At 43.3% G+C, this 15,466-nt stretch carries 14 protein-coding genes; 6 read left to right on the top strand and 8 right to left on the bottom strand.

Features of this window, described 5'->3' with window-relative positions; translation table 11 throughout:
• The first annotated feature begins 87 nt into the window (after nt 1-87).
• On the top strand, nt 88-579 hold the full coding sequence (locus AC0VYG_RS15435) for a DUF2127 domain-containing protein (RefSeq protein ID WP_475428845.1): 492 nt from the start codon (nt 88-90) through the stop codon (nt 577-579).
• 53 nt (nt 580-632) lie between these two features.
• On the opposite strand, the gene AC0VYG_RS15430 is transcribed toward AC0VYG_RS15435, so the two are convergent.
• The gene (locus AC0VYG_RS15430) at nt 633-1,394 is read right to left on the bottom strand and encodes a fructosamine kinase family protein (protein WP_475428844.1); all 762 of its coding nucleotides are present in this window, start codon (nt 1,392-1,394) and stop codon (nt 633-635) included.
• Nucleotides 1,395-1,707: 313 nt separating this feature from the next.
• Between AC0VYG_RS15430 and hpxO the strand changes: the two genes are divergently transcribed.
• Entirely contained in the window at nt 1,708-2,862 is a 1,155-nt protein-coding gene (gene hpxO, locus AC0VYG_RS15425) for an FAD-dependent urate hydroxylase HpxO (RefSeq protein WP_475428843.1), read from the top strand.
• An 85-nt stretch (nt 2,863-2,947) separates the two neighbouring features.
• Here hpxO and AC0VYG_RS15420 read toward each other — a convergent pair whose 3' ends face one another.
• The 4 genes from AC0VYG_RS15420 to AC0VYG_RS15405 form a co-directional block, all read right to left on the bottom strand.
• Nucleotides 2,948-4,255: an ammonium transporter gene (locus AC0VYG_RS15420; protein ID WP_475428842.1), complete on the bottom strand. Its 1,308-nt coding sequence runs from the start codon at nt 4,253-4,255 to the stop codon at nt 2,948-2,950.
• Between the two features lie 57 nt (nt 4,256-4,312).
• Nucleotides 4,313-4,651 (bottom strand): P-II family nitrogen regulator, encoded by a 339-nt coding sequence (locus AC0VYG_RS15415; RefSeq protein WP_475428841.1) that lies wholly within the window; start codon nt 4,649-4,651, stop codon nt 4,313-4,315.
• Between the two features lie 580 nt (nt 4,652-5,231).
• A complete protein-coding gene (locus tag AC0VYG_RS15410; protein WP_475428840.1) occupies nt 5,232-6,302 on the bottom strand; it encodes an FAD:protein FMN transferase in 1,071 nt (356 codons plus the stop codon).
• Between the two features lie 135 nt (nt 6,303-6,437).
• Complete coding sequence (locus tag AC0VYG_RS15405) at nt 6,438-7,061, bottom strand: MarC family protein (protein WP_475428839.1); 624 nt, start codon at nt 7,059-7,061, stop codon at nt 6,438-6,440.
• 238 nt (nt 7,062-7,299) lie between these two features.
• Here AC0VYG_RS15405 and AC0VYG_RS15400 point away from each other — a divergent pair, with 238 nt between their 5' ends.
• Nucleotides 7,300-7,587, top strand: a complete 288-nt coding sequence (locus AC0VYG_RS15400) for a hypothetical protein (RefSeq protein WP_475428838.1) — start codon at nt 7,300-7,302, stop codon at nt 7,585-7,587.
• A gap of 71 nt (nt 7,588-7,658) precedes the next feature.
• Here AC0VYG_RS15400 and AC0VYG_RS15395 read toward each other — a convergent pair whose 3' ends face one another.
• Nucleotides 7,659-8,165, bottom strand: a complete 507-nt coding sequence (locus AC0VYG_RS15395) for a cytochrome b (protein WP_475428837.1) — start codon at nt 8,163-8,165, stop codon at nt 7,659-7,661.
• A 244-nt stretch (nt 8,166-8,409) separates the two neighbouring features.
• On the opposite strand from AC0VYG_RS15395, the gene rluF reads away from it, so the two are divergent.
• Both rluF and AC0VYG_RS15385 read left to right on the top strand, forming a co-directional pair.
• On the top strand, nt 8,410-9,435 hold the full coding sequence (rluF, locus tag AC0VYG_RS15390) for a 23S rRNA pseudouridine(2604) synthase RluF (RefSeq protein WP_475428836.1): 1,026 nt from the start codon (nt 8,410-8,412) through the stop codon (nt 9,433-9,435).
• A complete protein-coding gene (locus tag AC0VYG_RS15385) occupies nt 9,436-9,906 on the top strand; it encodes a GNAT family N-acetyltransferase (RefSeq protein ID WP_475428835.1) in 471 nt (156 codons plus the stop codon).
• A gap of 50 nt (nt 9,907-9,956) precedes the next feature.
• On the opposite strand, the gene mdoH is transcribed toward AC0VYG_RS15385, so the two are convergent.
• Nucleotides 9,957-12,095 carry a glucans biosynthesis glucosyltransferase MdoH gene (mdoH, locus tag AC0VYG_RS15380; protein WP_475428834.1) on the bottom strand — a complete coding sequence of 713 codons (2,139 nt, stop codon included), beginning with the start codon at nt 12,093-12,095 and terminating at the stop codon, nt 9,957-9,959.
• On the bottom strand, nt 12,077-13,696 hold the full coding sequence (locus AC0VYG_RS15375) for a glucan biosynthesis protein G (RefSeq protein WP_475428833.1): 1,620 nt from the start codon (nt 13,694-13,696) through the stop codon (nt 12,077-12,079). Before AC0VYG_RS15375 ends, mdoH begins: the two co-directional genes overlap by 19 nt.
• Nucleotides 13,697-14,200: 504 nt before the next feature.
• Here AC0VYG_RS15375 and AC0VYG_RS15370 point away from each other — a divergent pair.
• The gene (locus AC0VYG_RS15370) at nt 14,201-15,448 is read left to right on the top strand and encodes a PqiA/YebS family transporter subunit (protein ID WP_475428832.1); all 1,248 of its coding nucleotides are present in this window, start codon (nt 14,201-14,203) and stop codon (nt 15,446-15,448) included.
• Nucleotides 15,449-15,466: the final 18 nt, after the last annotated feature.

The raw sequence follows: 15,466 nt of genomic DNA, 5'->3' as shown, positions 1-15,466 counted from the left end.
TTCTTTTTGACGATAAGTGTCTCTTTATAGAATGAGCGCCTATATTTTTCTGCCTTTGAGCATTCTTTTTGATAGTAAGAGTTGTGTATGAAATTTTCGGGTCTTAAGACCATTGCTTTTCTTGAGGCATTAAAAGGAGTAGCAGCCTTGCTGCTCGCAATTGGTATCCATATATTGGAAGGCGTTAATTTACATGCCGAGGTGTTAAAGTTATTAAGCCGTTTGCACTGGAGTGCGGATGGTCATTATGCGCAGATGCTGTTGCACGCGGTGGATAGTTTAACTCATTCCAGTTTTACTCTTGTGACTGTGATTGCTGTTTTTTATGCCTTGGTGCGTTTTGTGGAAGCTTATGGATTGTGGCATGAAATGCGGTGGACTGAATGGTTTGCCTTTTTAAGCGGTGCGGTGTACTTGCCTTTTGAGTTTTACGAAATCATTAAAGACCCGAATCTAGTGACCGGAGCGGTATTGAGTATTAACTTGATTGTCGTTGCTTATATGTACACCATTTTGAAAAAGCACCCAGATGGTAAAAAGCACCCAGATGATAAAAGCAATCGGTTAGTTGAGGAGTGATGAGAGACTTTCGTCTCATGAGCTGGGCTCGCTATTTAATATACTGCAACAGGCTAGAGGCTCAGCCTGTCAATTGATTGAAAACAACGCTCACAGTCGCTTAAATAGCTAGCACCAAATAGATTGTAGTGGTTTAAATAGTGGTAAAGATTGTAGATATCACGTTTTACTGCATAGTGCTCAGAGCGAGGGAGTATGGCGTGATATGAGTGATAAAACGCCTCGCTAAAGCCGCCAAACAGTTCCGTCATGGCAATGTCGACCTCTCTATCACCTTGGTAAATCGCGGGGTCTATTAGCCACACATTTTGTTCATCAAACAGCACATTACCAGACCACAAATCACCATGGAGCATCGTTGGTTGATGGCAATGTTGATTTAAAAAATTAGTCAAACACGCTTTTTGCTTATCTAATTGGTTCTGAAATTGCTCAGCCACACTGGTGTTTTTGATCATTTGAATTTGAGCTTCAAGACGATAAGAAACATAAAAAGCGCCCCAATTGTCGGACCAATTATTATATTGTGGGTTAAGTCCAATATAATTGTCGTGATCGAGTCCGTAGCGTTTTAGTGGATGAGAATGGAGCATAGCAAGACCTCTGCCTAGTTGAGCCATTTGTTGTTCGCTCGCATGGGTTTGCTTAATCGCCTGCATACTAATGGTGTCTTTATCTGCAGAGTAGACTTGTGGAATGCGAAGTAGTTTATTGCTCGTGTTGTCGAGCAAAGTCCGCAACCGTTCAAGACCTACTTTCTCTTTGATTAACTGATCTCGATAAAGACTCCGATTTTTCTTTTCATGGACTGTCATTGTTATTTTTGCCCTCTATTACAGTGAACGCTTCGAAGTTTAAATTGACATGACTTGATGAAACTAGCAAGTGGGTTTATGGAAAAAATCAATTCGATAGTTTTTATTTATAAAAAATGATATTAGTCTAAGTTTGCTTGATGTAAGGCACTTATATCTTCCTTGAATTTGCGTTATCGTCAGACTATAGAAACAAATGTTTCGGAGTTCTAATTATTGAAAATAAGTATCTTTTTCATGCGGATGCGCTGAATCAACGGGGTTGGAACGCATTGTGCTTTGTGGGGATATCGATCATAAGAGGATAGAAAGCATGAAAGCATTGATTATTGGAGCGGGCATCGGTGGCATGTCGGCCGCAGCAGCCTTAAAACAGCAAGGTGTTGATTGTGATGTTTTTGAAGCAGTAAAAGAGATCAAGCCTGTTGGGGCGGCCATTTCAGTCTGGTCTAACGGGGTGAAGTGTATGAATCATTTAGGGATGGGGCATATTATGGATGACCTTGGTGGGCCTATGCGGGCAATGGCATACCAAGATGGCAAGTCTGGCGCGACCATGACTCAGTTTAGCCTCGTGCCCTTGATTGAGGCAGTGGGAGAGCGGCCTTGCCCTGTTGCACGAGCTGGATTGCAAGCGCAGATGATTGATCACTGGGGAAGAGACAAGGTCCAGTTTGCGAAACGACTAGAGCGTGTCGAACAAACCAATACGGGTGTGGTTGCTCATTTTACCGATGGTAGTATTGCTCAAGGGGACTTTATGATTGCTGCTGATGGCGCGCATTCCGTCGCACGCTCCCATGTCCTTGGCTATCAAGCTCAGCGACGTTACGCGGGATATGTTAATTGGAATGGTTTGGTGACGGCAGATGAAGAAATAGCACCATTAGAGCAATGGACGACCTTCGTTGGAGATGGAAAGCGCGTGTCAGTGATGCCTATTGCTGGCGGTCAGTTTTACTTTTTCTTTGATGTGCCGTTACCTCTTGGCTTACCAGAAGACCGTGCGACAGTGAAAGAGAATCTAAAGACCTACTTTGAAGGCTGGGCGGATCCAGTCCAACTCTTGATTGAACGGATTGATCCTGAAACGACAAACCGTATTGAAATCCACGATATTGAACCTTTTAGTAGTTTTGTTAAAGGTCGTGTTGCTTTGTTGGGGGATTCTGCTCATTCCACTACGCCAGACATTGGGCAAGGTGGTTGTTCTGCAATGGAAGATGCCGTCGTCCTAGGGCAGTGTTTTGCCAAAACAAAAGAAGTCAAAGAGGCGTTGTTACAGTATCAAAGCTTGCGCCATGAAAGAGCCAAAGACTTGGTATTAAAGGCGCGTAAGCGTTGTGATGTGACCCATGGAAAAGACATGTTGGTGACACAAGCTTGGTATGATGAATTAAGACAAGAGACAGGTGAAAACATTATAGCCGGTCTTAAGGACACTATTTTAGGTGGCCCTCTAGGTTAAATTCACTTTTTAGAAATCACTGAGTAGCTGAGTCAAAAGAAAAAGGGCGCTTTTGTAAGCGCCCTTGATGTATTTAAGACAGTGATTATTCGTATAGTTGTTCGCCATGTAAAGACGTATCAAGGCCTTCGGTTTCTTCTTCTTCGGAGACGCGGATGCCCATAACCATATCAATCGCTTTAATGATGATAAAGGTCATAATTGCATCGTAAACAATGGTAAAGCCGACCCCTTTTGCTTGAATAATGAATTGGCTAAGGATACTGCCGTGCGCATTATCATTAAGGCCAGCACCGCCGAATATAGCCGCTGAGAACACCCCTGTTAACAGTGCACCAATAATGCCACCTACCGCATGAACACCAAAAGCGTCCAATGAGTCATCATAACCAAGCATTTTTTTCAGGTAGACAGAAGCCCAGAACGTGCCAAGACCAGCTGCGATACCGATTGCGAACGCACCGATTGGTCCAACAAAGCCAGATGCAGGGGTAATGGCAACGAGACCAGCAACCGCTCCTGAACTCATACCAAGAAGAGTTGGTTTGCCGCGAGCTGCCCATTCAACAAACATCCAAGCCATTGCAGCAACCCCTGTTGCAATTTGCGTCACGGCCATCGCCATGCCCGCTGTACCATCTGCCGCTAACTCAGAACCGGCGTTGAAACCAAACCAGCCTACCCAAAGAAGAGATGCCCCAACCATGGTATAGACAAGGTTAACGGGAGGCATTGCTGTTTTTCCATAGCCTTTACGTTTACCAAGTACTAGCGCGGCCACTAAGCCTGCAACCCCTGCATTAATGTGTACAACGGTGCCGCCAGCAAAATCTTGCACGCCGTCGCCACCGAGCCAACCGCCACCCCAAACCATATGGGCAATAGGTGAGTAAACTAACAAAGACCACAGTCCCATAAACCATAGCATGGCAGAGAACTTCATCCGTTCCACAACGGCACCAATAATCAATGCTGGTGTAATGATTGCGAAAGTCATTTGAAAGGTCATGAATACTGATTCAGGAATAGAGCCGCTCAGTGATTTATAGCTCATGCCATTTAGAAACAGTGCACTTAGGTTACCAATAAATGCGCCGTCACCTTTAAAAGCAAGTGAGTAACCTGCAACGGACCAAATAATGGTAATTAAGCATGTGATCGCAAAAGTCGCGGCGGCAACAGATAATAGGTTTTTACGGCGTACCATACCGCCATAGAAAAGGGCAACACCGGGAATGGTCATCAGTAGCACCAGCGCTGTCGATGCCATCATCCATGAGGTATTTCCGCTATCCAGGCTAGGTGTATCGGCCATTGCTTGGGAGGGAATCATCCATAGAGTGAGTAGAGGTAAAGCTCCACCTATGGTTGTTATTAATCTTTTAATATTCATCAATATTGCCTCTGTTTTAGCTATATTTATGGTAGGGAGTAATATGGGGGCTCTTTATTAAAGAGCATCTGAGTCGGTTTCTCCGGTACGAATCCGAATAGCCTGCTCAAGTGTCAGTACAAAAATTTTGCCGTCGCCAATTTTGCCTGTATTGGCTGATTGACAGATAACATCCATAGCCTTTTCAACTAATGCATCATCTAAGGCGACCTCAATTTTTACTTTTGGCAGAAAATCGACGACATATTCGGCACCACGATATAATTCTGTGTGTCCTTTTTGTCGTCCAAAACCTTTGACTTCTGTTACGGTAATACCGCGAACGCCTATTTCGGAGAGTCCCTCACGAACTTCATCAAGTTTAAATGGCTTGATGATAGCGATAAGCAATTTCATATGTGCCTCCTGAGATTTCTTTTTCTAAACGCAACAAAGAAATGTTTTTTTATGTGACTAATAATCCCTATAGCAGACACCGTGCCATATGTGCTTTTTGCATGAAAATTAAAGCAAATATTGATGTTTTCTAGTGAGAAGAAAGATGAAACGTTTCAAAATAGAGCTGTTTTCTTTGTTTGTGCTCACATAAAGAGCATTTTAAAGATGGCTAATGCTCTTTATTGGTGCGAATATTTTGATCTATTGTCATTATTTTGTCTATTTTAAGTAAAATATAAGAAAATATGAATATTCGTTCATTTTCGCTTTGTCGGTTTTTCTAGACCGTTGATTGACGTAAGGATTGGTGTTTAAGAGAGGCTGTCTTTTTCGTTCATTTGTTCTTTTTAAATATTACTGCGCAGTGAGACCAATCTTATCGGCATAAAATTGATGTTATCGACAATAGCGCTGACGCCTGTAGCTGCTTTTTCTGATTAGACTAAATGCCAGATGGAGGTATCTTTTGTAAGAATGGTTTGGTTATGAAGAGAAGTTGAGTAAATTCGCTTACTCAACTTCTTATTGTGACGCAGGGTTATTTGTCGAATTTGACGCGTTTACTAGAAGATAAGGCTTCGCTCTCGGAGTTTACAAATTTGCCATGTTTATGTTCGATAAAGAATACTTCGAGATGTTGTTGCTTGGCTATTTTAGCCCCTTTGACAGGACCAAGACATAGCATCGTGGTTGCCCAAGCATCGCTGATTCTTGGATCTGTACCGAAAACAGAGGCAGAAACCAAATCGTGAGTAACAGGGCGGCCAGTGCTTGGATTCAGAATATGAGAGTACTCTACCCCTTTATCGTCAAAATAGTGGTTGTATGTTCCGGATGTATCTAGTGTGACGCCTTTTTCATCTTCAATGGTGACGATCTTATACACTTTTTGTGAACCATCTTTTTCTTTGATGGGGCGCTGAATAGCGATGCGCCATTTTTTACCATCTGGTTTGTGTCCTTTGATTTTCATGTCCCCACCAAACTCAACGAGATAGTTATTGATTCCTTTGGATTCAAGTATCTTACTCAGTTTTCCTATGGTGTAGCCTTCGCCCATGGAGGAGAAGTCCAATTGGACTAACGGGTTTGTCTTGCGAATAAGTTTATCTTTTTCATCCACTTGGATTTTATCCATTCCCATATCCGCTTTTGTTGCCGCTATTTCTGCGTCCGTTGGTACATGAAGGGTGTCTTTTTTAAAGCCCCATAAATCAAATAGAGGGCCGATGGTTGGGTCATAACAACCTTCTGACTTTTTATTGATGTCTTTGGCGATATTAATCAAATCAATAAAATCTTGGGAAGCTGGCTGCCACTTTGTCGATGTACTGGAGTTGAATTTGGAAATGTAGGAGTCTGGTCGATAAGTCGATAATTCTTTATCGATTTGTGCCAAGGTAGTATTGAAAGAAGATTCCACCTCATCAGTTGGTACCTTCTTCTTCGACCAAAAGGTGATATGGTAAGTGGTACCTTGGGCATAGCCCTCAATGTGTTGTTCTTGTGGTGGTTTGCTGCAGCCAGTTAGCAAACTGGCGGCGAAAATAATGGCGGTTAACCCAATAATAGAGGGGCACTTTGAACGATGTAGAGTTGAAGTTTGCATGAAGTTCTGTCCACAGAAAATTGGAACAGGCAGTTTACCAGTCAGCGCAATGTAACTCTAGGGATATTGGGGAGTGATCATAAAGATACAAATCAGTCCCCCCTTGTAGCCTAATGCTTGGTGCTGCTGGTATTTTTAGCTAATGTGGATTGCTACGTTTATTCCTGTGACGAGCATTTGCACCCCGATAACGGCAAGAATCAGCCCCATTAAGCGAGTGATCATAGTCAGTCCGCTTTGACTGACTAAAGAGAGTATTTTTGAGCTGAAAATAAAGCAGAAAAAGGTAATAAAACACAGAGCAAGAAAGACTGACACGGTAATAACGATTTCTTGCCAGCCACCAGCGGCAGAATAATTCATGGCGGTTGCGATGGTGCCCGGGCCTGCAAGCAGAGGCACCGCTAAAGGGGAAACTGCCTCGTCTGATTCGTTCGAGTCGTCATTATCTTCCGGGCTGTGGAGTTTTGAACTTTCCCCATGAAGCATTTGATAGCCCACCAAAAAGATCAAACACCCACCTGTTATTCTCAAGGCGGGTAAGGTAATGCCAAACAAATGAAAAAGGGCTTTTCCTAAAACAGAAAAGACTAAAATGATTAAGAACGTCAACAGTATTGCTTTTTTGGCGACTTTGAGTTGCTCAGACTTGCTTTTATGGCCTGTTAAGCCTGCAAAAACAACCGTATTAGCAACCGGATTCATAATGGCAAAAAAAGCCATAAACACAGTCAAGGCATGTTCTAACAAAGGGTTCATTTGGGCTCGCTTTTAGATCCGTGTTATAAGGTTCAATTCGCTATGGCGTCGAATATAGCAAGTATTTTCTAGTAATTTGACGGTCAGGTCTACTTTTAATGATGGTTAGTTAAGGTTCTTTTTATTCCCCTTGGCGCATTTATTTCTTTATGGTGTGGGCATTAGTGCTACTCTTGGTTTGCGAACGGCATTTTTATCATGTTGTTAAGGTCTGGGTTGATAAAAAGGGAAGCTAAAAATGAATGTAGAGAAAGCAAAAAAGCGCATCGCCAAACGAGTAAAAATGGGCTTTAAAGGTTACCCAAAACTCACCTTAGCGTACTTTGGCACATCGGCAGATCAGGCGAATGAGGTTGTTGCTATGTTGATTTTAGAGGATGGTGAGCCTGCTCAAGAACAGCGCTTTTCTAGCAAAGGAAATGTGCGTGAAGATGAATTTATTCAGTCTGCGTTAGTAAAAATCATTGAACGCACAGAGGCTAAAAGTGTGCTAGAAGTACAGGGGACATCTATTTTGCCACATTAAGCAAAGATTCAGGCAATGTTTAAGATTACCTGAATCGCAGTATTAAGTGGATTGCCTATTTTTGGCTAGAGTTAAGAGCGTCCTAACATGCGAAGAAGGAGCCCGTCCTTTAATACATATTGATGAAATAGAGCAGCCAGTGCATGGAGGAGAATTAAGCTCATCATGATGTTCATGGTAATTTCATGTATATCCCCCAAAAAATGAATTTTTAGGTACCAAGAGGCAGCACCAAACGCGGGTACTAAGAACATCAGCCAGTATAGAGCGATGTGTACCCAGTGGGATATCTTGTCTAAGGTTTCACTACCTGTACTTTTTTGTTCTGGCATTTTGCTGAACAACCTCACGAAAACGCGTATAACCATTAATCCGAGTATGGCTAAGCCCACGTATATATGAAAATCTCCCACCCAGTTTGGAGTGCTGGCTGCGTCTTCGATATGCTGGCGCAGCATATGCCCCATCCCATCACTAACAAAATAATTCGCGACGATCAAAACCGCTATGGCCCAATGCAGAAAAATTTGTGCCATGTTGTAGGTGGGGGGATGTGGTAATGGGGTCTTAGACGACATACGATTTTCCTCTTAATCTAATAATAGCTGAATATTAGCAATCAAAGTGTGAAAAAAAAATTGGGAACGTCGTCCGCCTTAACGTCGTTCGGCCTTCTACTAAGTCGCGCGTGCTTATTGTATTTCCTATATACTGTTCGTGTATGTTTACTAAGAATATAGATCGGTTTTTATCTATTTGCGACTGGTTAATGGTTCTGATCATTTCTTAGTATTTTTAATCACAAGACACTAAGATATTTTTATGCTGAACACGTCAACAACTCGTTTGAATAAGTACATTAGCGAAAGTGGTATCTGCTCCAGACGTGATGCAGACCGCTTTATTGAGCAGGGGAATGTGTTTATCAATGGCAAGCGGGCGAAAGTGGGAGATCAAGTTGCTCCTGGTGATACCGTCAGAGTCAATGGGCAATTGATAGAACCAAAAGATGCCGAAGATTTTGTGCTTATCGCATTAAATAAGCCGGTTGGTATCGTCAGCACGACGGAAAGTACAGAGCGCGATAATATTGTCGATTTTGTTGGCCATGGCGTGCGAATTTTTCCTATTGGTCGCTTGGATAAAGAGTCGCAAGGTCTGATTTTTTTGACCAATAATGGGGACTTGGTTAACAAGGTGCTTCGCGCTGGAAATAATCACGAAAAAGAGTATTTAGTGACGGTCAATAAGCCGATTACGGAGTCCTTTATTAGCGGTATGGCCAATGGTGTCCCAATATTGGGGACGATGACGAAAAAGTGTCAGGTATCTAAGGAAGCGAATAACGTTTTTCGTATTACGTTAGTGCAAGGACTGAATCGTCAAATTCGTCGTATGGCCGAGCATTTTGGTTATGAGGTGATCAAGCTTGAGCGTATCCGCATTATGCATATTGATCTAAAAGGCTTACCTGTTGGCGAATGGCGAGATTTTACCGCAAAAGAAATAGACCGTTTGTTTAAGGCCATTGAGGGATCTTCATCCGAGTCCAATACGACATCTAAAAAAGCCCACAAAGCTAAACTCTCCTCGGGAGAGCGTCCATCGGTTAAGAAAAAGCCGAACGCCGCATCGGGTAAAAACACGCCGGGAAATCGTCATAAGCCCGCAGGAAAGGGGTCGTCTAAAGGGGCAGGACGAACACCTATTGATAAACCTAACAAACCAGGAAAGGGGGCACCGAATAGCGGGAAGCCAGCAAAAGGAGGTAGATCCCCTGTCGCTGGAAAGTCTCGGCCAGCAAAGCGCTCACCGAGACCGACGAAAGCCAACAAAGGGAGTAGATAGATGGTGGTCGAACATGATGAAAAGACACTTTTGATTCGTTTGGCTCGCCTAAATGAGGCAATTAGTCTGGCTGATTGTGCGCACCTTTCCTATAAGAAATATGTTGAGCAACTTGGTCAGCGGCCAGCCCCCATGCTGGAAGACTATATTCAGATTATCCAACAGCATCAGGTTTGGGTGGCTGAATATCATCATGAGGTAGTGGGTTTTGTTGTACTCAAACAAACGGAAGAGGGATTTCTGTTAGACAATCTAGCCATTTATCCTAACTATCAAAAACTAGGAGTTGGTGGGACATTATTGCGTCATGCAGAAGAACAGGCGCGACAGCTAGGTTATGATGCCATTTATCTCTATACCCATGAAAAGATGTTGGAGAATCAGGCCCTATACACTCGCAAAGGGTACCACGAGTATAAGCGTCGGCAAGAGGAAGGCTATGCTCGGGTATATATGCGTAAAATGCTGTAGCGAAACAGGCGAGCTCATGCTCGCCCTGTTCGTTTTCATGCTATGCGCCTCTAAGCCGCTTTTTCGGGAAGATATTTCCCCATGGCTTCCATTAAGGAACGGCTTTTCAGAATGGCTAGGCACTCTTCTTCTTTGATGTTTTTAACCAAGTCATCTAGGTTATCATTCATTTTTATCTGCCACTCTGCACAAATACGAGGACGACTTAAGGTCGCTAAGTCTTCTTGGGGCATTTGTGCCAAGTGCCAACGATAGAAATGCTCATCTTGGGTCATTCTATGCAAAGCAGATAAATCATCGTGCGTATAGACGTGGTTAAGCCGCTGTTGCGCATCATGTAGTCGCTTCACGATAGGCGTTGGCCTTTTTTCCTGTGAGGATTTTAAAAAGCCCATAGTAGACAGTAGATTCCCGCGTTTGGCCCCACCACTTAGCCAAGACAAAGGAATAGAGAAGGTGAGACCAAAGCTGATTGGTAACGACCAATAAAATAACTGAGGGCTAAGGTACAATGTAGAGGAGGCCAGCCCTGCCCCTAATAGGGTGTGCGATAAATGAGCACGACAGACAGTCTTTAACGGTGTCGCGCCATCGTCGCGGGATTGGGCAGACCAACCACTGTCTCGACCTTTTAAAACATCAAATACCACCAGAAATTGTGAAAACATCAAAATCGGTGCATACATCGCCGATAAAACGACTTCTAGTAGACTATTAATGGTTAGAAAAATAGGCCCACCAAATTCTCGACAACGACGTAGATTTACCATGGCACTTAACCAGCCAAATACTTTGGGGGCGAGTATTAGAGCCATCGATATTTCAAACAGCAAGCGGGCTTTTTCAAAATCGAATACTGGCCAAGTTGGAAACAGTGAGGGGTTGGCAAAGTATTCAGGGCGCACAAAGTGAGCCTGTAAAGCAAGGGCAAACCCCACGGCGATCAGTAAGAACCAGAATACGGCGCTTAAATACGCGAAAATGCCAGAGATAATATGAAGGCGTGTGGCAAAGTGAAACCCTTTTGCGAATAAGAAAGCTTTATGCTGTAAGTTACCCTGACACCAACGACGGTCACGAACCATCACATCAACCAGCGATGGCGGCGCTTCCTCATGACTGGCTTGCAGGTCATTATCAAAGCGGACACCCCATCCCGCACGACGTAGCATAGCTGCTTCCATAAAGTCATGGCTCATTACGTGGCCACCAAAAGGGGCCTTCCCCGACAAAATAGGTAAACCACAAGCAGAGGCAAATGCTTTTGTGCGTATGATGGCATTGTGGCCCCAAAAGTTGGAGGCACTCCCATGCCATGCTGATAAGCCTGCCGCGTATATGGGACCGAAGCATTGGTTCGCAAACTGCTGTAATCGGCTATACAGAGTATTGGCCTCAATGATGGTCGGGAGGGTTTGGATTAAGCCCATTCCAGGTTCAGCGGCCATCCGACGAGATAAGGTAATCAAACAGTCCGCGCTCATTAAACTGTCGGCGTCAAGCACAATCATGCTTTCGTAGGCGCCACCAAAGCGGGTCACCCAATCGGCAATATTGCCCGCTTTTCTTTCGGCATTATTGTAGCGGCGGCGATAATACACCGGACACTTGTCAGTATCATTGTTTAGAATCGGGTAAAAGGTTTGTTTTTCCTTCACGGCCGAATTGGCTTTGTTACTGTCGCTAAGAATGAAAAAGGCGAACTTCCCCGGGGCTTTTTCAACTAGATCACTATGCATTGCTTCCATGCTGGCGCGTATGCGAACAGGGTCTTCATTATAAACCGGTAGCAATATCGCGGTGACCGTTTCTGGTTCTGCCTCTTTGATTTTGCGTCGAAAGGGATTTATTTGACTGAAAAAGCCCAATGTTGCTTGTGAAAATGCAAAGGAAATCCATGTGAAGTTAATACAAAACAACACAAGGAAAGCCCACTGCATTCCAGCAATGGAGTTGGTGTTTAGAACGGCGAACATTTCGGTTGCGCCGTACCATGATAAATAGACCGTGACACAAAACACAAAAAGGCGTGCCAGAAAGATGCTTATAAGGGGCTGATCGGACAGCTTTTTTGCGGGTTGTCGCTCTTCTTGAACCTTGTGTCTTGGCATCTCTAGCGGCGACTCTTTGGGTAAAGAGGTGCCGATGTCTGCCTTTTGAACATTACTCATCATTGTTGTTTCAACCATCGGTAAAGCCATGTAGAGGCGATTTCTTTGTGATTTTCTGATAATGCGACTCGTAGCTCTGCTACATCGGCATTGTCTGTATCGAACGTCACATAGACGCGAATGCCATTAATGTGGGGATTTTTTACGAGATGCGTTTCTAGAATCTTCCCTGCACTGGTAGACGCATTAATGTGTAGTTTCTTAATATCATCAACATTTATATCGCTGTAGTCGATAACAACTTCGGGTTTTCCTTTATATTTGCCAAACAGTTTAGTACCCTTTGCACTTCTTACAATATGTGGTTTATTGGCTAATATAGGGGTGTCATTAGGCCAAGTTAATTGGTATGAAAAGCGATAAGGCTGACCTTTTTTTAGGCCCCCTTTTGGTTGCCAATAGGCGACGATATTATCGTTGCTTTCTGAGTTTGACGGAATCTCAACAAGTTCAACATGGCCTGGCCCCCAGTTATTGAGTGGTTTTACCCAAGCAGAAGGACGTGTTTGGTAGTTAGCTTCTAAGTCCTGATAGTCTCTGTAGTGGCGATGGCGCTGTATCAAACCAAAGCCTTTAAGCGACTTGTCATAGAAAGAACTGATTTGTAAAGTTTTTGGGTTATTTAAAGGGCGCCATAGTATTTCACCATGTCCTGTTTGTATTTGTAGTCCTTCAGAATCATGAACACGGCGTCTATAATCTGGCTCGTCTGAACGATCCATGGTACCAAACATGAACATAGACGTCAGTGGAGCAAGACCAACATGCGGTACGTCCTGTCGGGGGAAGAGCGTTGCTTTTACGACAATGCGTGTAGGCGACCCTGGGTAAATACCAAATCGATAGGCGCCAGTGACACTTTTACTGTCCAATAATGCATGTACCACGATGGCTTTTTGTGTGACCGATGGACGTTCTATCCAGAAATGTTTGAACATGGGGAATTCCTCCCCCGTTGGTTGAGCCACATCGATTGCAAGGCCGCGAGCCGATAAACCATAGGTTTGACCTTTAGAAATAGCGCGGAAATAAGTGGCTCCTTGGAACACAATAAACTCATCACTATGGTCTTTCGTATTGATTGGGTAGTGTAAGCGTAACCCTGCGAACTTTCCGACCTTATCAATTAATTCAGCCAATTTTTTATTGGGGGTAGAAAAAGAAGAGGGTGATACTTCTAAAGGGAAGGCTTTACCGTTTTCAACGACATCGATGTCGACGAGGTCTTTATAAAGGTAGCCAGGCGCAAAAAGCTGGATGGAGAAAGGTGTCGGTGTATTACCCCATACCGCTTGGTTTTGTTGGAAATTTATTTTCCGGTACGTCGCATAGTCTAGATCAGAGAGCGCTTTTGGTGCTTTAAGAGGTGGTACCATAGGGGATTTAGCCAACTTTTTGGCAATATCAATTACGGTTTGATCCGTGAATTGATAACCAGATTTGGGATCCTGTAGTGCTTTTTTGACGGACTCATCGACAACCTGCTGCTCTTTGTCTTGTGCTGGGACTTTTGATTGTTTTTCTGTTTTGTTTGTCTGCAGCGTAGTTTGTTGTGATGGCTCAGCTTCTTTTTGAGCTGGATTGGTGTTGTCTGCATGGACGACAGAGCAAAAAAACATGGGAGCCATTAGGCATAAGAGATATAAGTATCTAAACGTTGTCAAATTTTTCATAGTAATATAAAACTTTCGTTAGAGGATGATGGTTACGCCATATATTAAGCAAAGCAAGATGTGAACCGTTTTTTGTCTCAGTGATATCTTTTATAACTTACCTTTATGTTTAAGTGACTTCATGAAGGTAAAAGATTTAGGGCCGAGAGGAACAGGCTCGAATCTTTTTAATTTTGGTTTTATTATTTTTGAGGCGATTCAAGTAATTATCTATATATAATAATGATTTACAGCCCATAAAGTTAGTTTTTGATGTATGTTTTTTGAAAAGAATTTGCTTGCGTCTTGATGTTCTTTTCTTTAGGCAAATAAAGGACTCATTTATATAAAACAATATTGACTAACGGTCCGTGAGTGTATTCTTTTCTTACATTTGGGATCTTAGTCACCGTAGTATTTTTTAACTTTTGGTTGAATAGAAATGATGTTTATAGCTGGTAGCCTTTTTATATGAAACCCTCATTTTTAAGTCATCATGCGACGGTTTGTCAGGAGTGTGATTGGGTGACGCCTATCCCAGAGTTACAAGAGGGGCAACAATTATGCTGTGCTCGATGTCGAAGTCCTTTGTTTTATCAACCCAAGCAAAGGTTGAATAATCTTTTGGCTTTTGGCGGATCTGGGCTATTGATGTTGGTACTCTCACTAAGTTTCCCTTTTTTGAGCTTTTCCGTAGCGGGAGTCGGTAGAACGGTCAGCCTTTGGCAAGAGATATCGACCTTATTGCTGAATTCTTTCACATTTTTAGGGGTGTTAATTTTAATTGCCTTATTAATATTGCCGGCGCTGTATCTGCTTTGTGTCATAGTGTTGGTTTGGTATTTAAAAAGAAATCGTTATCAAAGGTTGCAGACTTATTTGATTCGTATATTAGTTGGCATTCAGCCTTGGCTAATGATTGATGTGTTTTTGGTGGGAGTCATTGTTGCTTTGATTAAAATGCAAGGGAGTGTTTCGATTGGTCTTGGGCTGTCGTTTTGGGCGCTTTGTGGGTTTGTTATTTGTTTGGTAAAGACGGTGTCGATGGTGGATATTCGATGGTTCTGGCATCAGGTCGCGACGCCTTCTCTAAGTGTTACGTTACGCTCGCAAACGGCGCGCTCTCAAGGTGTAAAAGGCTGTCAAACCTGTGGCGCTATTCTCCTTATCGATGACAAGTACTGCAGCCGTTGTGGTCATGAGGCTCACAGTAGGAAGCCGCAAAGTATTAAAGTCACAATTGCCCTGTTAATCGCCTCTTTGATCATGTATGTGCCTGCTAATGTTTTTCCTATGATGGAGACTACATATTTTGGCTCTACTACACCTACGACGATAATTGGCGGCGTACTGCTGTTATGGTCGGAGGGCTCTTACCCTGTTGCGGTCATTATTTTGATTGCGAGTGTGTTTATTCCGATCGCGAAAATGTTAGCGCTGAGTTGGTTGTGTTGGCAATCTTACCGCCCAAGTCCCTATGGCATTATGAAAAAGCTCACCTTGTATCGTTTGACTGAATTTGTCGGTCGCTGGTCCATGATCGATATTTTTGTTGTGGCTATTTTAACGGGACTGATTCAGTTGGGAGGGCTGCTTAATATCTACCCTGGAAAAGCGGCTTTATGTTTTGCCAGTGTGGTGATACTGACCATGTTAGCGGCGCAGTCATTTGACCCTAGATTGCTTTGGGATAAAGAAGAGCATACCCATGACGAGTGATAGCAAAAAGCACCATAC

The sequence above is a fragment of the Marinomonas sp. 63XJN7_7_ISO-PGPR-S23-202 genome, assembly GCF_056173505.1.
The sequence above is the reverse complement of the archived record's forward strand: the minus strand, read 5'-3'. Positions and strand labels throughout refer to the sequence as shown.